Raw genomic sequence first — 20,775 nt, forward strand, 5'->3', positions numbered from 1 at the left:
GCTGACCCGGTGATTTTCAAGGCCGTCGGCGACTCCCGACCGTACCCCGACCACGGATTCGAGACGACCAAGGACTGGTCGAACGTCCCACCCCGGGTGGTGCAGCTCGGCGAGCTCATCACCACGAAGAGCACGCTCGACCTGCGCAACCTCCTCGCCGACGACTCGACGTTCTACGGCGACCTGTTCCCGCACTGCGTCGAGTGGGAGGGCCAGCTCTACCTCGAGGACGGCCTCCATCGAGCCTTGCGCGCCGCGCTGCAGCAGAGACCTGTCCTCCACGCCCGAGTCCTCGTACTCTCCTGACACGGCCGCTCGACGGGGGCGCCGATGAGCGAAGGAGGGCGGATGCCGGACGCGGCCAGGGACGCCGGCCAGGACGCTGACCGCACGTACCACGTGCGCCGGCAGCGCCGGTCGGCGATCGTCATCGCGCTCGTCCTGCTCAGCATGGCGGGGGCGTTCTACTACGCCTCCACCTACTTCCGCGACACCACGCCCAAACCCGGCCCGTGCACGACGGTGCCGCCGCAGCAGCCGCTCAGGCCGCTCGACGTCAGTCTCAACGTCTACAACTCGACGAACCGTGCCGGACTGGCGCGGACCGTGGCCAATGCCGCCGCCGACCGTGGCTTCAAGGTCAAGGCCGTGGCCAACGACCCGAAGAAGGCCACGGTCAAGCAGGTCGCCCAGATCCGCTACGGCCCCGAGGGGGCGGCGTCGGCGCGACTGGTCAGGGCCCACGTGCCCGGCGGTGTCTTCGTCAACGACAAGCGCAAGGGTGACACCGTCGACCTGGTCGTGGGTCAGGCGTGGAAGTCCTTCGGCAAGGTGCCGGTCGAGGCCGAACCGACGCAGACGCTGCGCCAGTGCCCGACCGTCACCGTCGAGCCCTGACGGTTGGGCGGAGGAGGGGATGGGGACTTCAGGGGGCGTAGGGGATTCGCTTCCAGGAGAGGGTCCGCTCGGCCCCGGGCCTGTTCACGGTGACCTCGAGGAAGTTCGTCGCGTTGGCCTCGCCGTCGACGGTGACCCGCGTCAGGTTGTCGGCCGAGCCACGCACGCCGTAGAAGGTGAGCCACGGCGAGCCTGAGGCGAGGGGCTGGTCGACGTTGTAGCGGTGGCTGTCGCCATCAAAGAGGTAGACCTCGCCGTCGAACCGCCCGGACTCGTCGACGATCGCCTGCACGAGCGGGTTGAACGCGGAGCTGCCCTCGGGAGTCGGAGTGAAGGTCGGGTCGAACATGTCGGCCTGCTGGAAGAGCACGACCGCCCGGTCGTGCTTCTGCCGGGCAGCCGCGAAGGTCGAGCGCACGAGGTCGATCGACGCGTCCATGCGGGAGCGTTCCTCGGCGAGCTGCTCGGGTGTCGGTCTGGTCTCGCCGATGCCGGACCACGGCACGAGGTCGTTGTTGCTGCCCACGACGTGCAGTGCCGCGATCGACAGGCCTTGGCGCCGGAAGGACACGTTCTCCGGAAAGCCTTGAGCTGCTTGAGATTCCACCTTCATCGGCCTCGAGCCGAGGGTCTGCCCGGGAGTGGCGAAGAACGTGCTGCGCACGGCTTGGAGCCGCTCGAGCGGGTGGTAGCGGCCGGCGGCCGGACGATGGCAGTCGGTCCACTCGTTGTCACCGGGCGCGTAGACCAGGGGCGCGACGAACCGGTCGAACTGGGCCCGGATCATCGCGTTGTACTCGTCGGTGCACGGCGACGAGCCGTTCTTGATGTCGCCGACGTGGACCGCGAAGCCCAACTCGGGCTCGGCGTTGATCCGGTCGACCTTCGACGGGAACGCTGCCACCTCGGCTGCGCCGTAGGGCACGTCGCCGATGACGGCGAACGCGAAGTGCCCCTCCCTGGCCTGACCGGGCGCCTCGGCCGCGGCCGCGGTGCCCGCGGCCAGCGCCGGCAGTGTGAGAAGAGCGGCAGCCGTGGCCGCGAGGGCAGAGGTGCGAAGGATGCGCATGCACCCAGTTCTGCCGCACGCGGGTGAACGGGGAGGGGGTGGCCGGGTGAACGCCTTCCGTCAGAGCAGGGTCATGGTCGCCACCATGAGGGCCTTGATGGTGTGCATGCGGTTCTCGGCCTGGTCGAAGACGACCGAGGCGTCGGACTCGAACACGTCGTCGGTCACCTCGAGCTCCTTGAGGCCGAACTGCTCGTGCACGTCCCGCCCGACCTTCGTCTCGAGGTCGTGGAAGGCGGGCAGGCAGTGCATGAACTTCACCCGCGGGTTCCCTGTCGCCGCAAGCATTTCCGCGTTCACCTGGTATGGGGTGAGCGTCTCGATGCGCTCGGCCCAGACCTCCTTGGCCTCGCCCATCGACACCCACACGTCGGTGTGCACGAAGTCGACGCCGCGTACGCCCTCGGCCACGTCCTCGGTGAGGGTGACCCGCGCACCCGACTCGGCGGCATACCTCCTCGCGATGGCGACCACGGCGTCGGACGGCCACAGCGACCGGGGCGCGACGATGCGCACGTCCATGCCGAGGATCGCGCCCGTGACGAGGAGGGAGTTGCCCATGTTGAAGCGCGCGTCGCCGACGTACGCGTAGGCGATCTGGTCGTCGGGCTTGCCCGCGTGCTCGCGCATCGTCAGGGCGTCGCAGAGCGACTGCGTGGGGTGCCAGTCGTCGGTGAGGCCGTTCCAGACGGGGACGCCGGCGAAGGCGCCGAGCGTCTCGACGACGTCGTGGCCCGCGCCGCGGTACTGGATGCCGTCGTAGAAGCGCCCCAGCACGCGGGCGGTGTCCTTGGCGGACTCCTTGTGGCCGATCTGCGAGCCGCTCGGGTCGAGGTAGGTGGTGCTGGCGCCCTGGTCGGCGGCGGCCACCTCGAAGGCGCAGCGGGTGCGCGTCGAGGTCTTCTCGAAGACGAGCGCGATGTTCTTGCCGGCCAGTCGTCGCTGCTCGCGACCCGCGCGCTTGGCTGCCTTCAGTTCGGCGGCGAGGTCGAGCAGTGCCCGGAACTCGTCGGCGGTGAGGTCGATCTCCTTTAGCAGGTTGCGGCGGTGCAGCCCCGAGAGGGCGGTGACGGCGGTCATCGGCCGATGCTTTCAGCCGCGGGGCGCGCGGGGCAATCCGGTCTCAACGGGACCGGCCCAGCAGCCAGCGCGCCCGCTCGAGCAGGGCGCGCGCCTGGAGCGGCACGACCACCCGAGGACCGTCCCCGATGCAGAACACGACGTCGTCGAACCGGTGGATGCCCGGGCGGTGGGCGACGGTCCGGAAGGCGTCGCGGACGGCCGCCAGCTGGGCGACGGTCATCAAGGGCGGCGGTTCGTCGGGCTGGTAGCGGGAGCCGAGGGCGTAGTCACGCCCCGGCCGGCCGGTCATCTCGACGTGGCAGCCGAGCACGTGCGTGACCTCCCGATCACGGGCGAAGGCGACGAGGCGGTCGAGGGTGTCGAGGAGGGCGTCGGAGTCCTCGACGTAGATGCGCCCCGGGTAGACGGTGTCGCCGGTGTGCAGCAGGCCGGTCGTCGGGTCGAGGACGGCGATCGAGGCCGCGTGGTGGCCGGGGATGCCGAACACCTCGAGCACCCGGTCGCCCAGGTCGAACGTGACCACCTCCGCCGGCCAGTCGGTGAAGCCGAAGTGCGCGCGCACGGCTGCGACGTCGTGCCCGACGACGGTCGTGCGGGGCCGGTCGGCGAACGCCGCGTCGCCCGCGACGTGGTCGCCGTGCCCGTGGGTGTGGGCGACGACGAGGCCGTATGCCGTGTCGCGGGCTCCGGCGGGCGCGTGGCCCTCGATGAGCCGGTCGACCGTGCGCCGCAGCTCGGTGCCGTCGACGGCACCGGTGTCGAGCAGCAGCGCCCGCTCGGTCCCGAGGAGCAGGAGGATGAACGGTGCCTCGAAGGTGAGGTCCTTGCTCTGGCGGATGAGGCACGTGCCGGGTGAGAGCGCGTGGACCTGCAGCGGCGGGTCGTGGCGGCGCCGCGGGGACGGGGCGCCGTGGATCCATTGGACGGCGGTGTCGACGGGGACCCGTTCGCGAGGGGGCATGGCCGTGATTCTGCTCCTGCCCGACGTCGTCGGCGACGCCGATTTCTTGTGCGGGGTCAGCCTCCGGTAACCTGCGCGACGGAGGATTCGCATAGTGGCCTAGTGCGCACGATTGGAAATCGTGTTGGGATAAAACCCTCGGGGGTTCAAATCCCCCATCCTCCGCCAACGCAACAGCCCCGCCGCGCCCCGCGCGGCGGGGCTGTTGCGTTGGTGAAGGCTCCCGGTCCGGGGAGGGGCCTCGGTCACTCGTGGCCGAGGAGCAGCTCGCCCAGCAGGAACGCCAGCACGAAGCTGCCGGCGAACAGCGGGAGCATGATGACCGGCAGCGCGCGCTCACGGCGCACCGTGACGGCCCCGACTCCGAGGGCCGCGGCCGCCACACCGAGCAGGAGGCTGACCTCGCCGACGGGCGTGAGGATCAGCGCGACGCCGACGACGACGCAGGCCAACGCTGCCCAGCCGGCAACGCTGCTGGGCAGCACGCTGAGCCGTTCTCCCCGGGCGTGGACGACGCGGACGACCACCATGACCAGGGCCAGGAAGAGGAGCGCGAAGCCGGCCGTCCAGCACACCTCGGCCGCGGTGGAGTCCGGCACCAGGAGGGCGACGGCCGCCACGACGAGGCCGGGGACCGCCAGCCCGATCGCGGCTCGGCGCTCCCGACGCTGTCGGGGAGGCGAGGGCGGTTCCGGGCTGAGTGGCTTGTTGCGGGGCTCGTTGCGGGGCTCGTTGCGGGGCTCGTTGCGGGGCTCGTTGCGGGGCTCGGGGCGGTGCTCGACGGTCGACATGACGACCTCCTTCGGTGCCTCCACGCTCGCCGGCCTCTTCGGGACGGCGCCAGAGGCCAAGGTCCTCGGCCCGAGCAGGGGCCGGATTTCCGGCTGACGAAGGCGGCGGCATACACTCGCTGTCGGCACCCCGCGTGGTGGTACCTCTCCGAACTCCCCCAGGGCAGGAATGCAGCAAGGGTAGGAGAGCTCTTCCAGGTACGCGGGGTGTCCCTTTTCCCGGGGGTCACCCTCGTCAGGGGGGAGGGCCCGTCGTCGTGCCTTCACGCAGCGAGACGGGAGCGGTGGCGCTGCGCGGTCGCGCGCCGTCGAGGCGGCGGCGCACGAGCCGGCCGATCATCCGGCCCCGCTCGCGGCCCCGCTGGTCCACCGTGGTGATGCGGTGCGGCAGCCACGGCAGGTCGACGCCGTCGAAGCCGGTCACGCTGAGGTCGTCGGGGACGCGAAGACCCAGCTCCTCCGCGGCGATGATGACTCCCGCCGCGATGACGTCGGACTGGGCGACGATCGCCGTGGGCCGGCGCGACTCGGGCACGTCGAGCAGGGCCCGGCCGGCGACGATGCCGCCTTCGACCGACGAGCCGTCGCTCGTCTGGACGACGGTGGCGTCCGGCCCGAACACGTCCCTGAAGCCGAGCAGGCGTCCGATCGACGGGATGCCGGCGTCCTTCTCGACCGCGAGCTCCTCGCGGACCGGGCCGGGCTCGCCGGTGCCGGCCAGCGGCATGGCCACCGACGCGACCCGCCGGTGCCCCAGCGCCTGGACGTGTCGCGACACCTCGGCGAACGAGCCGCGCTCGTCGATGCGCACCTGGGTGATGCGGCGGTCGGCGGGCACACCGGTGCTGAACATCGGTATGCCTCGTGCTGCGAGGTGCTCGACGGCGGGCTGCTCGCCGGGACCGCAGAGCGAGAACACGAGGGCGTCGAGGGCCAGTCCGGCGAGCTGGGGGACGACGGATGCCGGGTCGCCGCTCGGCTGGGCGAGCAGCAGCATGCCGGTCGGCACCCGCTCGAGCTCCTCGGCGAGGCCGTCGAGCACGGCGACCGCGAACGGGTCGCGGAACGCCTGCTGGAGGCGGCCTTCGACGAGCACGGCGACGGCGCCGGCCCGGCCCTGTCGCAGCGAGGAGCCGAGGGGGTTCGGACCGGTGAAGCCGAGCTCGGCCGCGGCGGTCCGGACGCGCTCGGCGGTGGCCGCGGCGACGGGCCCCTTGCCGCTGAACACGAGCGAGGCCGTCGACACCGAGACGCCGGACCGCTCGGCGACGTCGCGGAGCGTGGGGCGGGCTTGACCTGCGGCGACCATGGGGGCATGCTATCGAAACGATTCGAGTCGAAACGATTCGAGAGTCGTGCAGACCGTACCTGAGAGGCTTGTCGCATGTCCGCCGCCAGCGCCCCGCCGGCCACCACCGTCCGCACCGCCCGGACCGCCCGGACTGCCGTCTTCACGGCGTTCGCCATCAACGGCGCCGCCTTCGCGGCCTTCGCGTCCCGCGTGCCCGACCTCAAGCACGAGCTGGCGCTGTCTGCCGGAGAGCTCGGTGTCACCCTGCTCGCGGCATCGCTCGGCTCGGTGCTCGGACTGCCTCTCTCCGGCTGGATCGTGCACCACCTCGGCGCGGCTCGCACGCTGCTCGGGGCGGCCCTGACCCAGGGCGCCGGCCTCGTCGCCGTGGGCATCGGCGTCACCGAGCTGCAGAACCGCGGCGTCGTCATGGCCGGGCTCTTCCTCGTCGGCATCGGCACGGGTGTGTTCGACGTCGGCATGAACCTCGAGGGTGCCTCCGTCGAGCGGCTCTTCGGTCGCGCGATCATGCCGCACTTCCACGCGGCTTTCAGCGGCGGCACCGTCGTCAGCGCCCTCGTCGGAGCCGGGCTGTCGGCGCTGCAGGTGTCGATCGCTGCTCATCTGGTCGGGGTCGTCGTGATGCTCCTGCTCGTCACGCCGTGGTTCTTCAAGGCGTTCCTGCCCCGCTCGGTCGAGGTCGACGAGGAGGGCAGCGAGGTCAAGCAGAAGGCCGGCATCGGCGCCGCCTGGCGCGAGCCGCGCACGCTGCTCATCGGCGTCGTCGTGCTCGCGGCGGCCTTCACCGAGGGCACCGCCAACGACTGGGTGGCCGTCGCGCTGTCCGACGGCTACGGCCTCGAGCGCTGGCTCGGCGTCGTCGGCTTCGCGGTGTTCCTCACCGCCATGACCGCCGGTCGCCTGCTCGGCACCCGGCTGCTCGACCAACGCGGCCGCGTCCCGGTGCTGCGGGTCCTCTTCGTCTCGGCCGTCGTCGGCTGCGTGCTCGTCGTCTTCGGCGGCCCGGTGCTGGCCTTCGTCGGTGCGGCCGTCTGGGGCGTCGGCGCGAGCCTCGGCTTCCCGGTCGGCATGAGCGCGGCCGCGGACGACCCGGCACGCGCCGCCGCTCGCATGAGCGTCGTCTCGACGATCGGCTACACCGCGTTCCTCGCCGGACCACCCCTGCTCGGCTTCCTCGGCGACCACGTCGGGGTGCTGCACTCGCTGCTCGTCGTGGGGGCCATGGCCGTCATCGCCCTGCTGGCCCTGCCGGCCGTCCGCGAGCCCGAGCCGGCCGCGGCCACGCCCGAGAAGACGACCCGCCCCGCCTGACCCGCCCACCCAGCCCGGTCGAGAGAACGCCTCGTCGCCGACCGAGGCCCTGATCGCCTTCTCGACGGTGGGGTGGGTTCAGAAGTACTCGGTGATGTAGGGCGTCGAGGCGAAGACGGCGTCGAGGGCGGCGTCACCGTCCGGGGAGCCGCCCGAGGCGAGGCCGGCCTGGCGCAGGCGCGACACCGACCACCCGCACCACAGTGCCGAGAGTCCCCGGGCGCCGACCCGCAGCGCGGAGGCATCGGCCGCCTCGTCGCACGTGGCCGTGCCGCGGCCGGCAGCCACCGACAGCGTCCACGCGCCGGAGTTGACCGGAGCCTCGGTGTCGTCGACGACGAGCGCGGCCTCGACCGCGGCGTGGGCCGCGAAGCCCCGGGCCGCGAAGCCCCGGGCCCCGAACGCTGCGGTCAGGTCGACGACCCGGCCCATCCACGGCGTCTGGCGCACCTCGCTCGCCGCCATCCCGCCGACGGCGAGCGTCACCGGGTCACGCGGGTCGAGGTAGGTGTGCACCGTCGGGGCCGCGGACGACCCCGATCCCACGATGCCCCAGAGCGCCGCTGCGGACTCGACCGAGCCGGCCACGAGGTGCTCGACGGTGACGGCGCCGTCGGACAGCTCGTAGACGACGAAGCCGTCGTCGGCGACATAGCTGATGAGCTCGTCGCGCTCGAGCATGCCGCGGAACGTCTCCGCGGACGGGACCATCGGGCCGCTGGCGCCGTGCCGCACCTGGGCCTCGCGCGTGAGGCCCTCCATCAGCTCGGCATCGTCGGGCTTCGCCGGGCGCACCGCGGATGCGCCTGTGCCGGTGGACCGCCCGGCACCTGCCGAGCCGAGGTCGCGGAGGAGGTGGCCGGCATACGTGGTCCTCGTCTGGGTGCCGCCGATCTCGTAGCCCGAGCGGCGGTAGAGCGTCGCGGTCGTCGGGAAGAGGCACGACACCACGTCGCCGAGCTCGCCCATGCGCGTGACCAGGGCCCGGGTGAGGGTGGTCGCCACGCCGGCGCCGCGGGCGCTCGGCTCGACGTAGACCCCGGCGACGCCGCCCATGCGCAGGTGGCGGCCGCCCCAGGCCTGCTCGAAGGGCCGGATGCGACCGGCGCCGAGCACCCGGTCGGACTCGTCGACCACCGCGAGCATGCGGCCGCCCAGCGTCTCGGCCGAGACGCGCCGCCACCAGTCCTCGCCGCCGATGCCGAGCGGACCGAACGACCGGTTGCGGATCGAGAGGATGGCAGGCAGGTCCGACTCGACGACGTCACGGGTGCGCAGCGGGCTCATGGGCCCGAACCCAACCACACACGAGGGACGGCCGCGAGCCGTTGCCGCTCAGGCCCGGTGCAGGTAGGTGAGGCGCCGCACCCTGGAGAACGCCCACGCCAGCAGCCCGTAGGCGACCCAGCTGATGACGGCCAGCCAGGAGTAGCGGCCGGCCTTGGTGAGCACCGCCACGAGCGAGCCCATGACGACCACGACGAGGGCCGGCATGGCGTACCAGGCGACGACCATCTGCGGCTGCAGGGAGAACGTCGGCGACCCTCGGAACGCGGCCATGACGTTGCCGGCCACGACCAGCACGAGGACGAGCAGCAGGGAGAGCCCGGCGCTCGCCGGCACCGGTCCGAGGAACGCCGCCACACCCGCCCAGACCCCGAGCACGACCGCGGTCAGCGCGGTCGGCGTGACCGCGTGCGCCGCCGCCTCGGTGACCTCGTTGGCGCCGAGCAGGGAGGGGACACCGACGTTGTCGGCCTGCAGCCGCAGCCCCTCGGCCCACGCGCCGAAGCCGAGGTAGAGCGGCAGGAGACCGATCGTCGCGGCGATGCTCGGCGCGGCCGGCTGGACGAAGGCCCAGGTGACGATGGCGCCGCCGAGGGCGGTGAGCCCGAGCCCCGAGAGGAAGGTGCCGGGGGTGCGGCGCAGCCCGAGCACGTCCCGACGCACCAGCACCCCGAAGGGTCGGCCGGCGCGCAGCCTCGCCGTACGCCCGTGGTGCACCGGCCGGGTGAGGGCCAGTCGTGCGGTGCGCAGGTTGCCGGTGAGCGCCGACCCCGCGAGGGTCGACGTGTTCGCCGAGTGGGCGCGCAGCGACTCGGCGTGCAGCTCGCGCAGCGCGTCGGGAACCCGCCAGAGCAGGCTGAGGCTGCGGTCCGGCCCGGGCCAGGAACGCACCTGCGACCACAGCCACAGGCGGCTCGCGAGCACCCCGAGGGCCGTGCCGGCCACGGTCGTCGCCGCCATCGTCACGAGCCCGGCGACGCCGGCGAACGCGAGCCCGGCCCCGATGGTCAGCCCGCTCAGGGCTCCGACGAAGAGCCCGCCGGCGGCGGCGTAGCGCCACCACCGTCGCAGTGCCAGGGCGCGGTCGAGGGGCGCACCCAGCACGAGGTCGATCCACGGCATCGGCGGCACCACCGGGCCGCGGAACCGCCCCGCGAAGACGACCGCCCCGAGGAGCGCGAGCACCGACGCGACGAGCAGGGCCACCGCGACGGGGGAGCGCAGCTGCTGCCCCAGCCGGGCGGCATCTGACGTGCGGAACACCGTCTGCGCGATGGGGAACCCGTAGACGAGGGCGCCGAGGAAGAGGACGTAGCCGGCATACAGGCCCTGCCGTCGGGCCTTGCGCGCGGCCTCGCCGCCGATCACCCAGTCGGCCTGCCCCAGCAGCTCGTGGTCGTCGTAGTCGACGTCGAGGTGCTCGGCCCCGTCGCGTGCGTCCGCCGGCATCAGCGCGCGGGGACGACGTCGACGACGTGGTCGGCGAGGCTCGCCGTGAGGTCCGGGTCGTGGCAGGCCATGACGACCGTCGTGCCGCCCGACGTGCGCTCGCGGATGAGCTCGGCGACGACCTGGCGCTTCGTCGTGTCGAGCCGCTGCTCCGGCTCGTCGAGCAGCACGACGGACGAGGGCCGCGCGAAGGTCAGGGCGAGGCGGAAGAGCTGCTCCTGGCCCGACGAGAGCTCGTGCGGGAAGCGGTCGTCGAGGTGGGCGATGCCGAGCCGGTCGAGCAGCGCGAGTCCGCGGTCGTCGGACGTCGCCGGCTCGCCGCCCCACGTCGAGTCGATGAGGACGAGGTGGTCGATGAGGGTGAGGTCGCGGTAGGTCGTCGGGGCGCCCAGCAGGGCGGCCACGGCGCCGCGCACCGCCCGGTCGCGCTCGTCGGCCTCGCGGCCACCGATCGTCGCGGTCCCCGTGGTGGGCACGAGCAGGCCGCCGATGATGCGCAGCAGCGTCGTCTTGCCCGACCCGTTGGGGCCGCGCAGCACGACGCACTCGCCGGGGTCGGCGCGCACGTCGGTGGGCAGCAGCAGGGCGGTCTCGTCGATCGTCTTGCCGACGCCCTCCGCGCGGACCTCGCCACTCAGCACCGCGACCGCGGCCATCTCGTCTCCTCGCCGTCCAGCCGTGGCTCGGTGCCAGGCTCACGACACCGTATGCCGTCTGGCTGGGTGAGGAGTGTCAGCCCTGCGTGCCGACGGGCGGCCCCACGACCAGGGCCACGCCGGTGAGGGCGAGGACGGCGACCACACCGACACCCACCGCCACGAGCGGCCGGGCGAGCAGGGCCGCGACCGCGCGCTCCGCCGGGTTGGACGGCGTCTCGCCGTCGCGGCCGAGGCGCCAGCCGCCCTCGAGCCGGCCTCGCCGCTCGAGGCGGCGCTCCCACCAGACGGTGAGGAACGGGGGCACGGCGCTGAGCAGGCCGAGCACGCCCTCGCGAGCGGTCCAGCGCTGGTTGACCCAGAGCAGGAGCGTGACCAGGCAGTAGGCGATGAAGACGACGCCGTGGGCCAGGCCGAAGACCTTGACGCCGAGCTCGGTCGTCTTCGTGACGTACTTGAGGACCATGCCGAGCAGCAGCAACGCCCAGGTGACCACCTCCGCGGCGGCGAGGCGGCGGTACAGGGTGCGAGGGGTCATGCGGGGTGTCTCCTACGTCGTGTCGTACTCGAGGCCCCAGTCTCACCCACGCCCCGCCGGATCGCCCAATCGACCCTCAGCCGTCGCGGCGGGCGAGGGTGAGGGCGAAGTCGCCGTCGGGGTCGGTCCACCCGCGCTCGACCGTGAAGCCCGCGGCGCCGAGCTCGTCGCGCAGGCTCTCGGGCCGGAACTTCGTCGAGATCTCGACCCGGATCTCCTCGCCGTGCGCGAGGTCGAAGACCAGGTCGGCGCCCGGGATCGTGACGCGCTGCGGCATGTCGGCGCGCAGCCGGAGGTCCATGCGCTCCTGCCGGGGGTCCCAGAACGGCACGTAGGAGAAGGCGTCGACGTCGAAGTCGGCGCCCAGCTCGCGGTTGAGCACCCGCAGGCAGTTGGTCACGAACTGCGCGGTGACACCGCGGCTGTCGTCGTAGGCGGCGATGAGCCGGTCGGCGCTCTTGACGAGGTCGGTGCCGAGCAGGAACCAGTCGCCCGGCTCGAGGCTGTCGTGCAGGGCCCCGAGGAAGGCCGCCCGCTCCTCGACGTAGAAGTTGCCGATGGTGCCGCCGAGGAACGCCACGAGGCGCCGGTCGCCCCGCGGCAGGTGGCCGAGGTGCAGCGTGAAGTCGCCGACGAGGGCCTCGACCCGCAACGACGGGTAGCGCTCGGAGAGCATGGCCGCGGCGTCACGCAGGGTCTGCTCGGAGACGTCGACCGGGACGAACCGCTCCAGGCGACCCGTCGAGGTGAACGCGTCGAGCAGGGTGCGCGTCTTGTCGCTCGTGCCGCTGCCGAGCTCGACGAAGGTCGTCGCGTCGCACGCCGCCACGATGTCGTCGGCATGCGCTCGCAGGATGGCCCGCTCGCGCTCGGTCGGGTAGTACTCGGGCAGGCGGGTGATCTCGTCGAAGAGGTCGGAGCCCGCGTCGTCGTAGAGCCACTTCGGCGGCAGGGTGCGCGGCTGCGACCCGAGCCCGCGGCGTACGTCGGAAACCAGTGAGCCTTCAGCCCAGTCGGGGTCGAGCGCCACCGTCACGACCGGCTCGCGGCGCGTCACGACCGCACCCCGCCGTCGGCGAGACGCACCCCGGACAGCGCCCATCGCGAGCCCGGTGGGAAGAAGTTGCGGTAGCTGGCCCGGGCGTGGCCGGCAGGCGTCAGCGCGCAGCCGCCGCGCAGCACCATCTGGCCGGACATGAACTTGCCGTTGTACTCGCCGATGGCGCCCGCCGGTGGGTGGTAGCCGGGGTAGGCGAGGTACGCCGAGGACGTCCACTCCCAGCAGTCGCCGTAGACCTGGCGCAGGTGCCCGGTCGCGGGACCGGCCGGGCGCGGGTGGAAGCTCTGCAGGTCGGCGAGGTTGGCGCCGCTCGAGGGCGGCTCGGCCTGCCCGTCGGCGATCACCCCGTGCTCCCACTCGCCCTCGGTGGGCAGCCGCTTGCCGGCCCACGTGGCGTACGCGTCGGCCTCGTAGTGGCTGACGTGGCTCACCGGCAGCCCGGGGTCGACCGGGCGCGTGCCGCTCAAGGTGTGCTCGAACCAGACGCCGTCGTGCTCGCGCCAGTAGAACGGCGCGCGCCAGCCCTCGGCGCCGACGCGGGCCCAGCCGTCGGAGAGCCACAGCTCGTGCCGCTCGTAGCCGCGGTCGGCCATGAACTCGAGCCACTCGCCGTTGGTGACGAGACGGTCGGCGAGCCGGTAGGGCTCGAGCCACTGCTGGTGCAGCGGCAGCTCGTTGTCGAAGGAGAACCCGCCGCCGCGGTGCCCGACCTCGACGAGGCCACCCTCGACGTCGACCCAACCGAGCGAGTCGGGCTCGGACGGCGTGAGGGGGGTGCCGGCATACGCGGGCTGGAGCGGGTTGACCGAGAGCACGTGCTTGATGTCCATGAGAAGCAGCTCCTGGTGCTGCTGCTCGTGGTGGAAGCCGAGCTCGATCGTGGAGACGAGCTTCTCCAGGGCGCCGCCGTCGAGGCGGGTGACGAGGTCGCGCATGCGGGAGTCGACGTTGTCGCGGTAGAGGCCGACGTCGTGGGCGCCGGGACGCGTGATGTGGCCACGCTCGGCGCGGGAGTAGCGGGGTCCGACGCCTTCGTAGTAGCTGTTGAAGAGGAACCAGTACCGGTCCTGGTAGGGCGTGAACGACGGCTCGTTGTCGGCGAGCACGAACGTCTCGAAGAACCACGTCACGTGCGCGCGGTGCCACTTCGTCGGCGACACGTCGGGCATCGACTGGACGGTCTGGTCCTCGGGAGACAGCGGGGCTGCGAGGCGTTCGGTGTGGGTGCGCACCTCGTCGTAGCGAGCCACCAGGGTGTCGGCGTCCCAGCTCGAGGGTCTGGCGGGGAACAGCGGATCGGGCATCGGGACCTCCTCCAGGCGGTCGCTGACGGTGCGCGTCGCACCCGGGCCGCAGTGTTTCCGACCCTAGGTCGGCCCGCCGACAGTCACCACCCGATTCGCGGCTCGACCACGAACCGTCGGGTCGTGTTCACCGGCCGGATTCACCGGGCAGACCGGCGTCGGCCCGGACGGTTAGGGTTTCGGCATGGCCACCGCCCTGTACCGCCGCTACCGGCCCGAGAGCTTCGCCGACGTCATCGGGCAGGAGCACGTGACCGAGCCGCTGATGCAGGCGCTGCGCACGGGACGGGTCAACCACGCCTACCTCTTCAGCGGTCCGCGTGGCTGTGGCAAGACGACGAGCGCCCGCATCCTCGCTCGCTGCCTCAACTGCGAGCAGGGGCCCACGCCCGAGCCGTGCGGCACGTGCCAGTCGTGCACGGCGCTGGCGCGCGGCGGCCCCGGCTCGGTCGACGTGATCGAGATCGACGCGGCCAGCCACGGCGGCGTCGACGACGCCCGTGACCTGCGCGAACGCGCCTCCTACGGCCCCGCGCAGAGCCGCTTCAAGATCTACATCATCGACGAGGCGCACATGGTGACGCCGCAGGGCTTCAACGCCCTGCTCAAGATCGTCGAGGAGCCGCCCGAGCACGTGAAGTTCGTCTTCGCGACGACCGAGCCCGAGAAGGTCATCGGCACCATCCGCTCGCGCACGCACCACTACCCGTTCCGCCTCGTGCCGCCGGCCAAGCTCTCCGCGTACATGGAGCGGCTGCTCGAGTCCGAGCACGTCGCCGTCCAGCCGGGGGTGCTCAGCTTCGTCACACGCGCGGGCGGCGGTTCGGTGCGTGACTCGTTGTCGGTGCTCGACCAGCTCATCGCGGGTTCGGGCGCCGAGGGCCTGACCTACGACGGGGCGGTGTCGCTGCTGGGCTTCACCGACGGCGAGCTGCTCGACAGCACCGTCGACGCGCTCGCGGCAGGCGACGGCGCAGCCACGTTCCGCCAGATCGACAAGGTCATCGAGTCGGGCCACGACCCGCGCCGCTTCATCGAGGACCTCCTCGAGCGCCTGCGGGACCTCATCATCGTCGCGGCCATCCCCGACGGCGTCTCCCAGGTTCTCCGCGGCGTGCCCGAGGACCAGCTCGAGCGCATGCGCGTCCAGCAGGCGGCCTTCGGCCCGGGTGCCCTGTCACGCGCGGCCGACATCGTCAACACGGGGCTCACCGAGATGACCGGCGCCACCGCGCCGCGCCTTCAGCTCGAGCTCATCTGCGCCCGCATCCTGCTGCCCGGCTCCTCGGGCGAGCAGGGGTATGCCGCCCGCCTCGACCGGCTCGAGCGCCGCCTCGACGTCGGTGGCGTCCCGAGCGCCTCCGGCGGCTTCGGTATGCCGTCCGGCCCGGCGCCTGCGTCGCAGCCGGTTCCTGCGTCCTCGGGTCCGGCGCCGGCCGGGGTGAGCGCTCCTGCTCGCACCGTCTCCGACTACACGCCGCCCTCGAGCGGCGCCACCGGTGGCCCGTCCCACGCGGCCGGCGGCATGGGCGGTGGCGGGCGGTCGAACGTCGAGGCTGTGGTCGGGCGTGCGTCCACGGGCGCCGGCGCCGCTGCATCGGCGGGGTCCGGGCCCGGTGACGCCGGACGGGTCGACGCGGCACGCGCAGAGGCCGGGGCCCCGCCCGTCGTGGCGCCGCAGGAGTCCGTGGGCGGTCCGTCCGCCGCCGACTCCGGCGCGTCCGGTTCCCAGCACCTGTCCGGTGCGAGCGGAGACGCCGGAGGGGGAGCGGCCTCGGCAGGCGCTCCGGCGCCCGGCGCCGGGGTGGCTGCGCCCACCGAGGGCGGGTCCGGGGCCGCAGCAGGCTCTCCCGGTGCGTCCGGTGCGTCCGGTGCGTCCGGCGCGCCCGGGTCAGCCGCGGCGCCGGCGGGTTCCGGCGGCGGCATGGACACCGACGCGATCCGCCGGGCCTGGCCCAACGTGCTGGGCCGCATCTTCACGATGCGCCGACTCACCTGGACGTTCGTCTCGCAGAACGCCCAGGTCACCTCGTTCGACGGCCGCACCCTGACGCTCGGCATCGCGACCGCGGGCCTGACCCAGACCTTCCGGGCCGGCAACCACGCCGACATCGTGCGACAGGCGCTCATCGACGAGCTCGGCGTCGATGCCGTCGTCGACGGCGTCCACGTCGAGGCCGCCCAGCAGGCCCCCGTCGCGCCGCCTCCGGGGTCCGTCCCGGCCGGGCCACCCGATCCCGATCCGTCGGCCGAGCCTGCCGCACCCACCGCGGCCGATCCGGCCGGCAGCGACGCCTCGCGCGGGTCGTGGGGTGAAGCCGGCGCGGGTCATGAGTCCGCCCGCGCAGCGGGCGAGCAGCAAGGCGGCGGCTCGGCACCCGGCAGCGCCGGACGCAGCGCCTCGGCACTCGCCGACTCGGGGCTGAGCCCCACCTCGGGCCGCTCTCACGAGGAGAACGCCGGCTGGGGCGCCACCACGGGGCCGGCACCCGACTGGGCGACCGGACCTTCGACGCCGGAGCCGGCAACCGACACCCAGCCGGGTCCCGGTGCCCCGGGCCCGTCCTCGTCCGGGGGCCCCGGACCCGCATCGTCGGCGTCCGGCGCGGGCGCGGTCCGGCCGCCGGCCTCTCGAGCCTCGGGATCTGCGGCGCCGCCAGCTCCGGCACCTGCGGGCGCCGCGAGCGGGTCGGTCGACGGGGCTCCCACCGACTCGGCGCTGCGCGGAGCGAGCGCCGTGCGGGAGTCGTTCGCCCAGGCTCGTTCGCGTTCGGCGTCGTCACGTTCGTCGGACGACGACGAGCCACGTCAGCCGGTCACCGACGACTCGGCCGTGAGCGACGACGACGAGGACATCGAGCAGTCCAACGACATCGGGCGAGCCGTCATCGAGAAGGTGCTCGGAGGCCGCGTCGTGCAGGAGCTCGAGGACTGACCCTCCGCCGTCAGCGAGCCGGCCCGTGCCGCGAGTCGGTCGCGGCACCACCGCAGCAGGCGTCGCGTCCCGGGCGCGACCGCGGCGAGCGGCGACTGCCGTTGTGAGCGTTGCGGATTCGGGGCTCGCACCGACCCTGCCGGCGGTACGTTCACAGGGTGACCTTCGAGGTGGCAGCGGGCTCGTACAACCGCTTCATGGGGCGGTACTCGCACCTGCTGGCCGAGCAGTTCGCCGACTGGGCCGGAGTGTCCGCGCCCAGCCGCGCGCTCGACGTCGGCTGTGGTCCCGGAGCCCTGACGCGGGTGCTGGTCGAGCGGCTCGGTGTCGACGGCGTCTCGGCGATCGACCCGTCCCAGCACTTCCTGGCGGCCCTGCGCCAGGCGTTCCCCACTCTCGACGTGCAGACGGGCACGGCGGAGCGGCTGCCCTATCCCGACGACCTCTTCGACCAGACGCTCGCCCAGCTCGTCGTCCACTTCCTCACCGACCCGGTCGGCGGCTTGCACGAGATGGGCCGGGTCACCCGGCCCGGTGGCACGGTCGCCGCCTGTGTCTGGGACCTGGGCGGCGGCAGCGGGCCGCTCACGACGTTCTGGCAAGCGGCCCGTGATCTCGACCCGGACGTCGTCGACGAGTCGCGGCTGCCCGGCGTCAACGAGGGCGAGCTGGCCCGGCTCTGCGACGAGGCCGGTCTCACCAAGATCGAGCAGACGACGCTCACGGTCAGCGTCGAGCATGCGAGCTTCGAGGACTGGTGGGAGCCGTACACGCTCGGTGTGGGTCCGGCCGGCGCGCACGTGCAGGCGCTCGACGACGCCGGCCGGGCCGCGCTGCGCGACCGGTGCCGCGCGCTGCTGCCCGCGGCGCCGTTCACCGTGACCGCGAGCGCGTGGACGGTGCGGGCGCGGGCCTGAGCTGCTGCGATCTCGGACGCCTCACCCGCGCACCGGAGCTCGCCCCTAGGCTGTGGGCCATGTTCTACAGCCTCGGGCGGAACCTCCTGTATCCCCTGTCCCATGCGCTGTACCGCCCGACGATCGAGGGCAAGGAGAACATCCCCCGCGAAGGGGGAGTCATCGTCGCGAGCAACCACCTGTCGTTCATCGACTCGTTCGCCATCCCGCTCGCCTCGCCGCGGCAGGTGCGCTTCCTCGCCAAGGAGGAGTACTGGACCGGCCCCGGTGTCGGCGGCCTGCTGCGCAAGGGCTTCTTCAGCGCGGTGGGCATGGTGCCCGTCAACCGTCACTCGGCGACGGCGGCGCAGGAGAGCCTCGACACCGCGCTCGAGGTGCTCAAGGCCGGTGACGCCTTCGGCATCTACCCCGAGGGCACGCGCTCGCGCGACGGTCGGCTCTACCGCGGCCGCACGGGCGTGGCGTGGCTCGCGCTCACCGCGCAGGTGCCGGTCGTGCCCGTGGGGCTCATCGGCACGGAGAACATCCAGCCGGTCGGGGCGCGCTTCCCGAAGCTGGCGAAGGTGACCGTGCGGTTCGGTGAGCCGATCGGGGTCGAGGAGTACGCCGGTATGCCGGCCGGCAAGGCGCGTCGCCTGCTGACCGACCGCGTCATGGACGCCATCGCCGCGCTGAGCGGCCAGGAGCGTGCCGACACCTACAACGAGGTGCCCGCGGGCGAGCCGTCCGCCTGACGTCCTGAGCGCGCACCCGCGTCTTGCAGATGCGACTGGGTCGCATCTAGCGTGGGGTGGTGACCGCTCCCCTCGCGACCGACGCGCGACCCGCGAAGGGGTCGCGCCTCGCGCGGCTGACCCGCGAGGAGCGTCGCAGCCTCGGCGGCATGGCCGCCGTCGTCGCGCTGCTGCACGTCTTCGGCTGGGGCCTGCTCGTCCTCGTCGTCGCCCCTGCGGAGTACCGCGTCGCCGGCCAGCTCTTCGGCGTGGGACTCGGCGTGACGGCATACACCCTCGGGATGCGGCACGCGTTCGACGCCGACCACATCGCCGCCATCGACAACACGACCCGCAAGCTGATGGGCGAGGGCCAGAAGCCGATGAGCGTCGGCTTCTGGTTCAGCCTCGGCCACAGCTCGGTCGTCTTCGTCATGGTGATGCTGCTCGCCCTCGGCATCCGGGCGCTCGCCGGCGCGATCGAGGACGACGGGTCGACGCTGCAGCAGGTCACCGGGGTCTGGGGCACCACCGTCTCGGGCGTCTTCCTCGTGCTCATCGGTCTGATCAACCTCGCCGCCCTCGTCGGCATCCTCAAGGTCTTCCGCCGGATGCGCGCGGGCCACTTCGACGAGGCCGAGCTCGAGCGGCAGCTCGACAAGCGCGGCTTCCTCAACCGCATCCTCGGCCGGGTCACGCGGACGGTGCGCAAGCCGTGGCACATGTACCCGGTCGGGCTGCTCTTCGGCCTCGGCTTCGACACCGTCACCGAGGTGGGCCTGCTCGTCATCGCCGGTGGCGCGGCCGCCGCCGACCTGCCCTGGTATGCCGTGCTCGTGCTGCCCGTGCTCTTCGCCGCGGGCATGTCGCTCCTCGACAGCCTCGACGGCTCGTTCATGAACGTCGCCTACGGCTGGGCGTTCAGCCGGCCGGTGCGCAAGATCTACTACAACATCACCGTCACGTCGCTGTCGGTCGCGGTCGCCCTCGTCGTCGGCGTCATCGAGCTCGTCGGGCTGCTCGGTGACAAGCTCGGGGTGACCAGCGGACCCGTCGCCTGGATCGGGTCGGTCGACCTCGCCGACGTCGGCTTCTGGATCGTCGGGCTCTTCGTCGCCACCTGGCTCGTCGCGGTCGCCGTCTGGAGGCTCGGCCGGGTCGAGCAGCGGTGGGAGAGCGCCCTCGCCGACGGCCCCGCGCGCTGACCGCGCAGGAGCTCCGCCGGGGCGGAGTCAGTGGGTGATCCGGCCCGCCTCCGCCTCGACAACTCCGCCGGGGCGTCGTCGGCGTGCGGCCTCGAAGGCGTCGCGCAGGTGCGGGACCGTGGCCTCGATCGTCTCCGCCGTCGCCGTGAGGCAGATGCGGAACCAGCCGGGCGTCTCGAACAGTGCACCCGGCATGACGAGCACGCCCCGCTGCGCCAGGTCGGCGACGAACGCCTCGTCGTCGGGCAGCGGGGAGCGGGGCCACAGGTAGAACGTGCCCTGAGGGGCCGCGACCTCGTAGCCGATCTCGCGCATCGCCCCGACGAGCCGGTCGCGCTTGGCCTCGAGGGCGCCGACGTCGAGGCTGAGCTGCTCGAGCCGGGGCGTGGCGTGCTGCATGACGGCGTTGGGGAAGAGCCAGCCGGCGGCGATCTGCATCATGTCGATCGCCTCGAGCAGCTCGTCGCGTCCCTCGAGGCCTGGCGGCACGGCGATGTAGCCCAGGCGCTGGCCCGGCGCGAGCAACGTCTTGCCGTAGGAGTAGCAGATCAGCGTGTGCGGGTAGAACTCCGCAGGGCTGTGGAACTCGTTGCCGGAGAACACGATCCGGTTGTACGGCTCGTCCGAGACGATCCAGATGCGGTGCCCGAAGCGCGCCGACGCCTCGGCGAGCAGGCCGGCGAGCCCGAGCAGGAGGTCCGGTGGGTAGATGCGGCCCGTCGGGTTGTTGGGCGAGTTCACCACGACGATGCGGGTGCGCTCGGTGAGGGCCGCCGCGATCGCCTCGAGGTCGAGGTCGAAGCTCGGTTCGGCCGCTCTCACCTTGACGGGCACGAGCCCCGCCTCGAGCGCGAGCGGCTCGTAGAGGAACCACGGTGGCAGCGTGTAGACGACCTCGTCACCGGGGTCGGCGAGCACCTTCATCGCGACGGTGATCGCGCCGAAGCCACCGGTCGTCATCCGCACGTCGTCGCCGCTCCAGCCGAGGGGCACGACACGTTCGAGCGAGGCGGCCGCGGCGTCCTGGGCGGGCCCCTCGCTCTGCTTGTAGGCGAACCACAGCTCGTCCTGCGGCAGGGCTGCCGAGCGGAGTGCCTCGACGTACTCCGGCATCGCCACCTCGTGCGGGTCGCCGAAGGTGAGGTCGAGCACGCCCGGCCGGAGCCGGGCCTCCGCGTAGCCGGAGTGCATGCGGAAGCCGAACATCATCCGGAACGGCACGGCGTCCTGGATCCGCTCGCTCCGCCGTGACACGACCCGTCCAGCCTGCTGCTCGGCCACAGTGCC

At 72.8% G+C, this 20,775-nt stretch carries 19 protein-coding genes, 1 tRNA gene and 1 other RNA gene; 9 read left to right on the plus strand and 12 right to left on the minus strand.

The annotated features are described in order from the left end of the window. The first annotated feature begins 9 nt into the window (after positions 1-9). Both ACYVNR_RS14240 and ACYVNR_RS14245 read left to right on the plus strand, forming a co-directional pair. Positions 10-306 (plus strand): type II toxin-antitoxin system VapB family antitoxin, encoded by a 297-nt coding sequence (locus tag ACYVNR_RS14240; protein ID WP_045190738.1) that lies wholly within the window; start codon positions 10-12, stop codon positions 304-306. A gap of 24 nt (positions 307-330) precedes the next feature. Next, complete coding sequence (locus ACYVNR_RS14245) at positions 331-897, plus strand: LytR C-terminal domain-containing protein (protein ID WP_458799430.1); 567 nt, start codon at positions 331-333, stop codon at positions 895-897. Positions 898-925: 28 nt separating this feature from the next. Here the strand turns inward: ACYVNR_RS14245 and ACYVNR_RS14250 are convergent, their stop codons facing one another. From ACYVNR_RS14250 to ACYVNR_RS14260, 3 genes are read right to left on the minus strand one after another with little or no spacing between them, the layout of a single operon-like run. Beyond that, on the minus strand, positions 926-1,966 hold the full coding sequence (locus ACYVNR_RS14250; protein ID WP_461048759.1) for a hypothetical protein: 1,041 nt from the start codon (positions 1,964-1,966) through the stop codon (positions 926-928). Positions 1,967-2,026: 60 nt separating this feature from the next. Beyond that, positions 2,027-3,046 carry an ornithine carbamoyltransferase gene (gene argF, locus ACYVNR_RS14255; RefSeq protein ID WP_461048761.1) on the minus strand — a complete coding sequence of 340 codons (1,020 nt, stop codon included), beginning with the start codon at positions 3,044-3,046 and terminating at the stop codon, positions 2,027-2,029. Positions 3,047-3,089: 43 nt separating this feature from the next. Beyond that, entirely contained in the window at positions 3,090-4,010 is a 921-nt protein-coding gene (locus ACYVNR_RS14260) for an MBL fold metallo-hydrolase (RefSeq protein ID WP_461048763.1), read from the minus strand. 80 nt (positions 4,011-4,090) lie between these two features. On the opposite strand from ACYVNR_RS14260, the gene ACYVNR_RS14265 reads away from it, so the two are divergent. Continuing rightward, a tRNA-Ser gene (locus ACYVNR_RS14265) sits at positions 4,091-4,178 on the plus strand. 77 nt (positions 4,179-4,255) lie between these two features. On the opposite strand, the gene ACYVNR_RS14270 is transcribed toward ACYVNR_RS14265, so the two are convergent. Beyond that, positions 4,256-4,801 carry a hypothetical protein gene (locus tag ACYVNR_RS14270; protein WP_461048765.1) on the minus strand — a complete coding sequence of 182 codons (546 nt, stop codon included), beginning with the start codon at positions 4,799-4,801 and terminating at the stop codon, positions 4,256-4,258. Positions 4,802-4,922: 121 nt separating this feature from the next. On the opposite strand from ACYVNR_RS14270, the gene ffs reads away from it, so the two are divergent. Further along, an RNA gene (ffs, locus tag ACYVNR_RS14275) (signal recognition particle sRNA small type) lies at positions 4,923-5,019 on the plus strand. Positions 5,020-5,036: 17 nt separating this feature from the next. Here ffs and ACYVNR_RS14280 read toward each other — a convergent pair. Further along, entirely contained in the window at positions 5,037-6,110 is a 1,074-nt protein-coding gene (locus tag ACYVNR_RS14280; RefSeq protein ID WP_461048767.1) for a LacI family DNA-binding transcriptional regulator, read from the minus strand. Between the two features lie 75 nt (positions 6,111-6,185). Between ACYVNR_RS14280 and ACYVNR_RS14285 the strand changes: the two genes are divergently transcribed. Then, complete coding sequence (locus ACYVNR_RS14285) at positions 6,186-7,424, plus strand: MFS transporter (protein WP_461048769.1); 1,239 nt, start codon at positions 6,186-6,188, stop codon at positions 7,422-7,424. Positions 7,425-7,502: 78 nt separating this feature from the next. Here the strand turns inward: ACYVNR_RS14285 and ACYVNR_RS14290 are convergent, their stop codons facing one another. The 6 genes from ACYVNR_RS14290 to egtB form a co-directional block, all read right to left on the minus strand. Next, complete coding sequence (locus ACYVNR_RS14290) at positions 7,503-8,711, minus strand: GNAT family N-acetyltransferase (protein WP_461048771.1); 1,209 nt, start codon at positions 8,709-8,711, stop codon at positions 7,503-7,505. Positions 8,712-8,759: 48 nt separating this feature from the next. Then, a complete protein-coding gene (locus ACYVNR_RS14295; protein WP_461048773.1) occupies positions 8,760-10,160 on the minus strand; it encodes a hypothetical protein in 1,401 nt (466 codons plus the stop codon). Beyond that, positions 10,160-10,816: an ABC transporter ATP-binding protein gene (locus tag ACYVNR_RS14300; protein WP_461048775.1), complete on the minus strand. Its 657-nt coding sequence runs from the start codon at positions 10,814-10,816 to the stop codon at positions 10,160-10,162. Before ACYVNR_RS14300 ends, ACYVNR_RS14295 begins: the two co-directional genes overlap by 1 nt. Positions 10,817-10,892: 76 nt before the next feature. Then, entirely contained in the window at positions 10,893-11,354 is a 462-nt protein-coding gene (locus ACYVNR_RS14305; RefSeq protein ID WP_461048777.1) for a DUF3817 domain-containing protein, read from the minus strand. A gap of 76 nt (positions 11,355-11,430) precedes the next feature. Continuing rightward, positions 11,431-12,411 carry an L-histidine N(alpha)-methyltransferase gene (egtD, locus tag ACYVNR_RS14310; RefSeq protein ID WP_461048779.1) on the minus strand — a complete coding sequence of 327 codons (981 nt, stop codon included), beginning with the start codon at positions 12,409-12,411 and terminating at the stop codon, positions 11,431-11,433. Beyond that, a complete protein-coding gene (gene egtB / locus ACYVNR_RS14315) occupies positions 12,408-13,718 on the minus strand; it encodes an ergothioneine biosynthesis protein EgtB (protein ID WP_461048781.1) in 1,311 nt (436 codons plus the stop codon). The genes egtD and egtB overlap by 4 nt, the downstream gene beginning before the upstream one ends. A gap of 184 nt (positions 13,719-13,902) precedes the next feature. Here egtB and ACYVNR_RS14320 point away from each other — a divergent pair, with 184 nt between their 5' ends. The 4 genes from ACYVNR_RS14320 to nicT all read left to right on the plus strand — a co-directional run bounded on the left by ACYVNR_RS14320 (position 13,903) and on the right by nicT (position 19,488). Further along, entirely contained in the window at positions 13,903-16,653 is a 2,751-nt protein-coding gene (locus ACYVNR_RS14320) for a DNA polymerase III subunit gamma and tau (protein WP_461048783.1), read from the plus strand. A 158-nt stretch (positions 16,654-16,811) separates the two neighbouring features. After that, the gene (locus tag ACYVNR_RS14325) at positions 16,812-17,570 is read left to right on the plus strand and encodes a class I SAM-dependent methyltransferase (RefSeq protein ID WP_045190725.1); all 759 of its coding nucleotides are present in this window, start codon (positions 16,812-16,814) and stop codon (positions 17,568-17,570) included. A 59-nt stretch (positions 17,571-17,629) separates the two neighbouring features. Next, entirely contained in the window at positions 17,630-18,304 is a 675-nt protein-coding gene (locus tag ACYVNR_RS14330; RefSeq protein ID WP_045190801.1) for a lysophospholipid acyltransferase family protein, read from the plus strand. Positions 18,305-18,363: 59 nt separating this feature from the next. Next, positions 18,364-19,488, plus strand: coding sequence for a Nickel transporter NicT (nicT, locus tag ACYVNR_RS14335; protein ID WP_461048786.1), 1,125 nt, complete (start codon positions 18,364-18,366; stop codon positions 19,486-19,488). A 27-nt stretch (positions 19,489-19,515) separates the two neighbouring features. Here the strand turns inward: nicT and ACYVNR_RS14340 are convergent, their stop codons facing one another. Continuing rightward, complete coding sequence (locus tag ACYVNR_RS14340; RefSeq protein WP_461048788.1) at positions 19,516-20,769, minus strand: aminotransferase class I/II-fold pyridoxal phosphate-dependent enzyme; 1,254 nt, start codon at positions 20,767-20,769, stop codon at positions 19,516-19,518. Between the last annotated feature and the right edge of the window lie 6 nt (positions 20,770-20,775).

This window comes from Terrabacter koreensis (genome assembly GCF_054783315.1).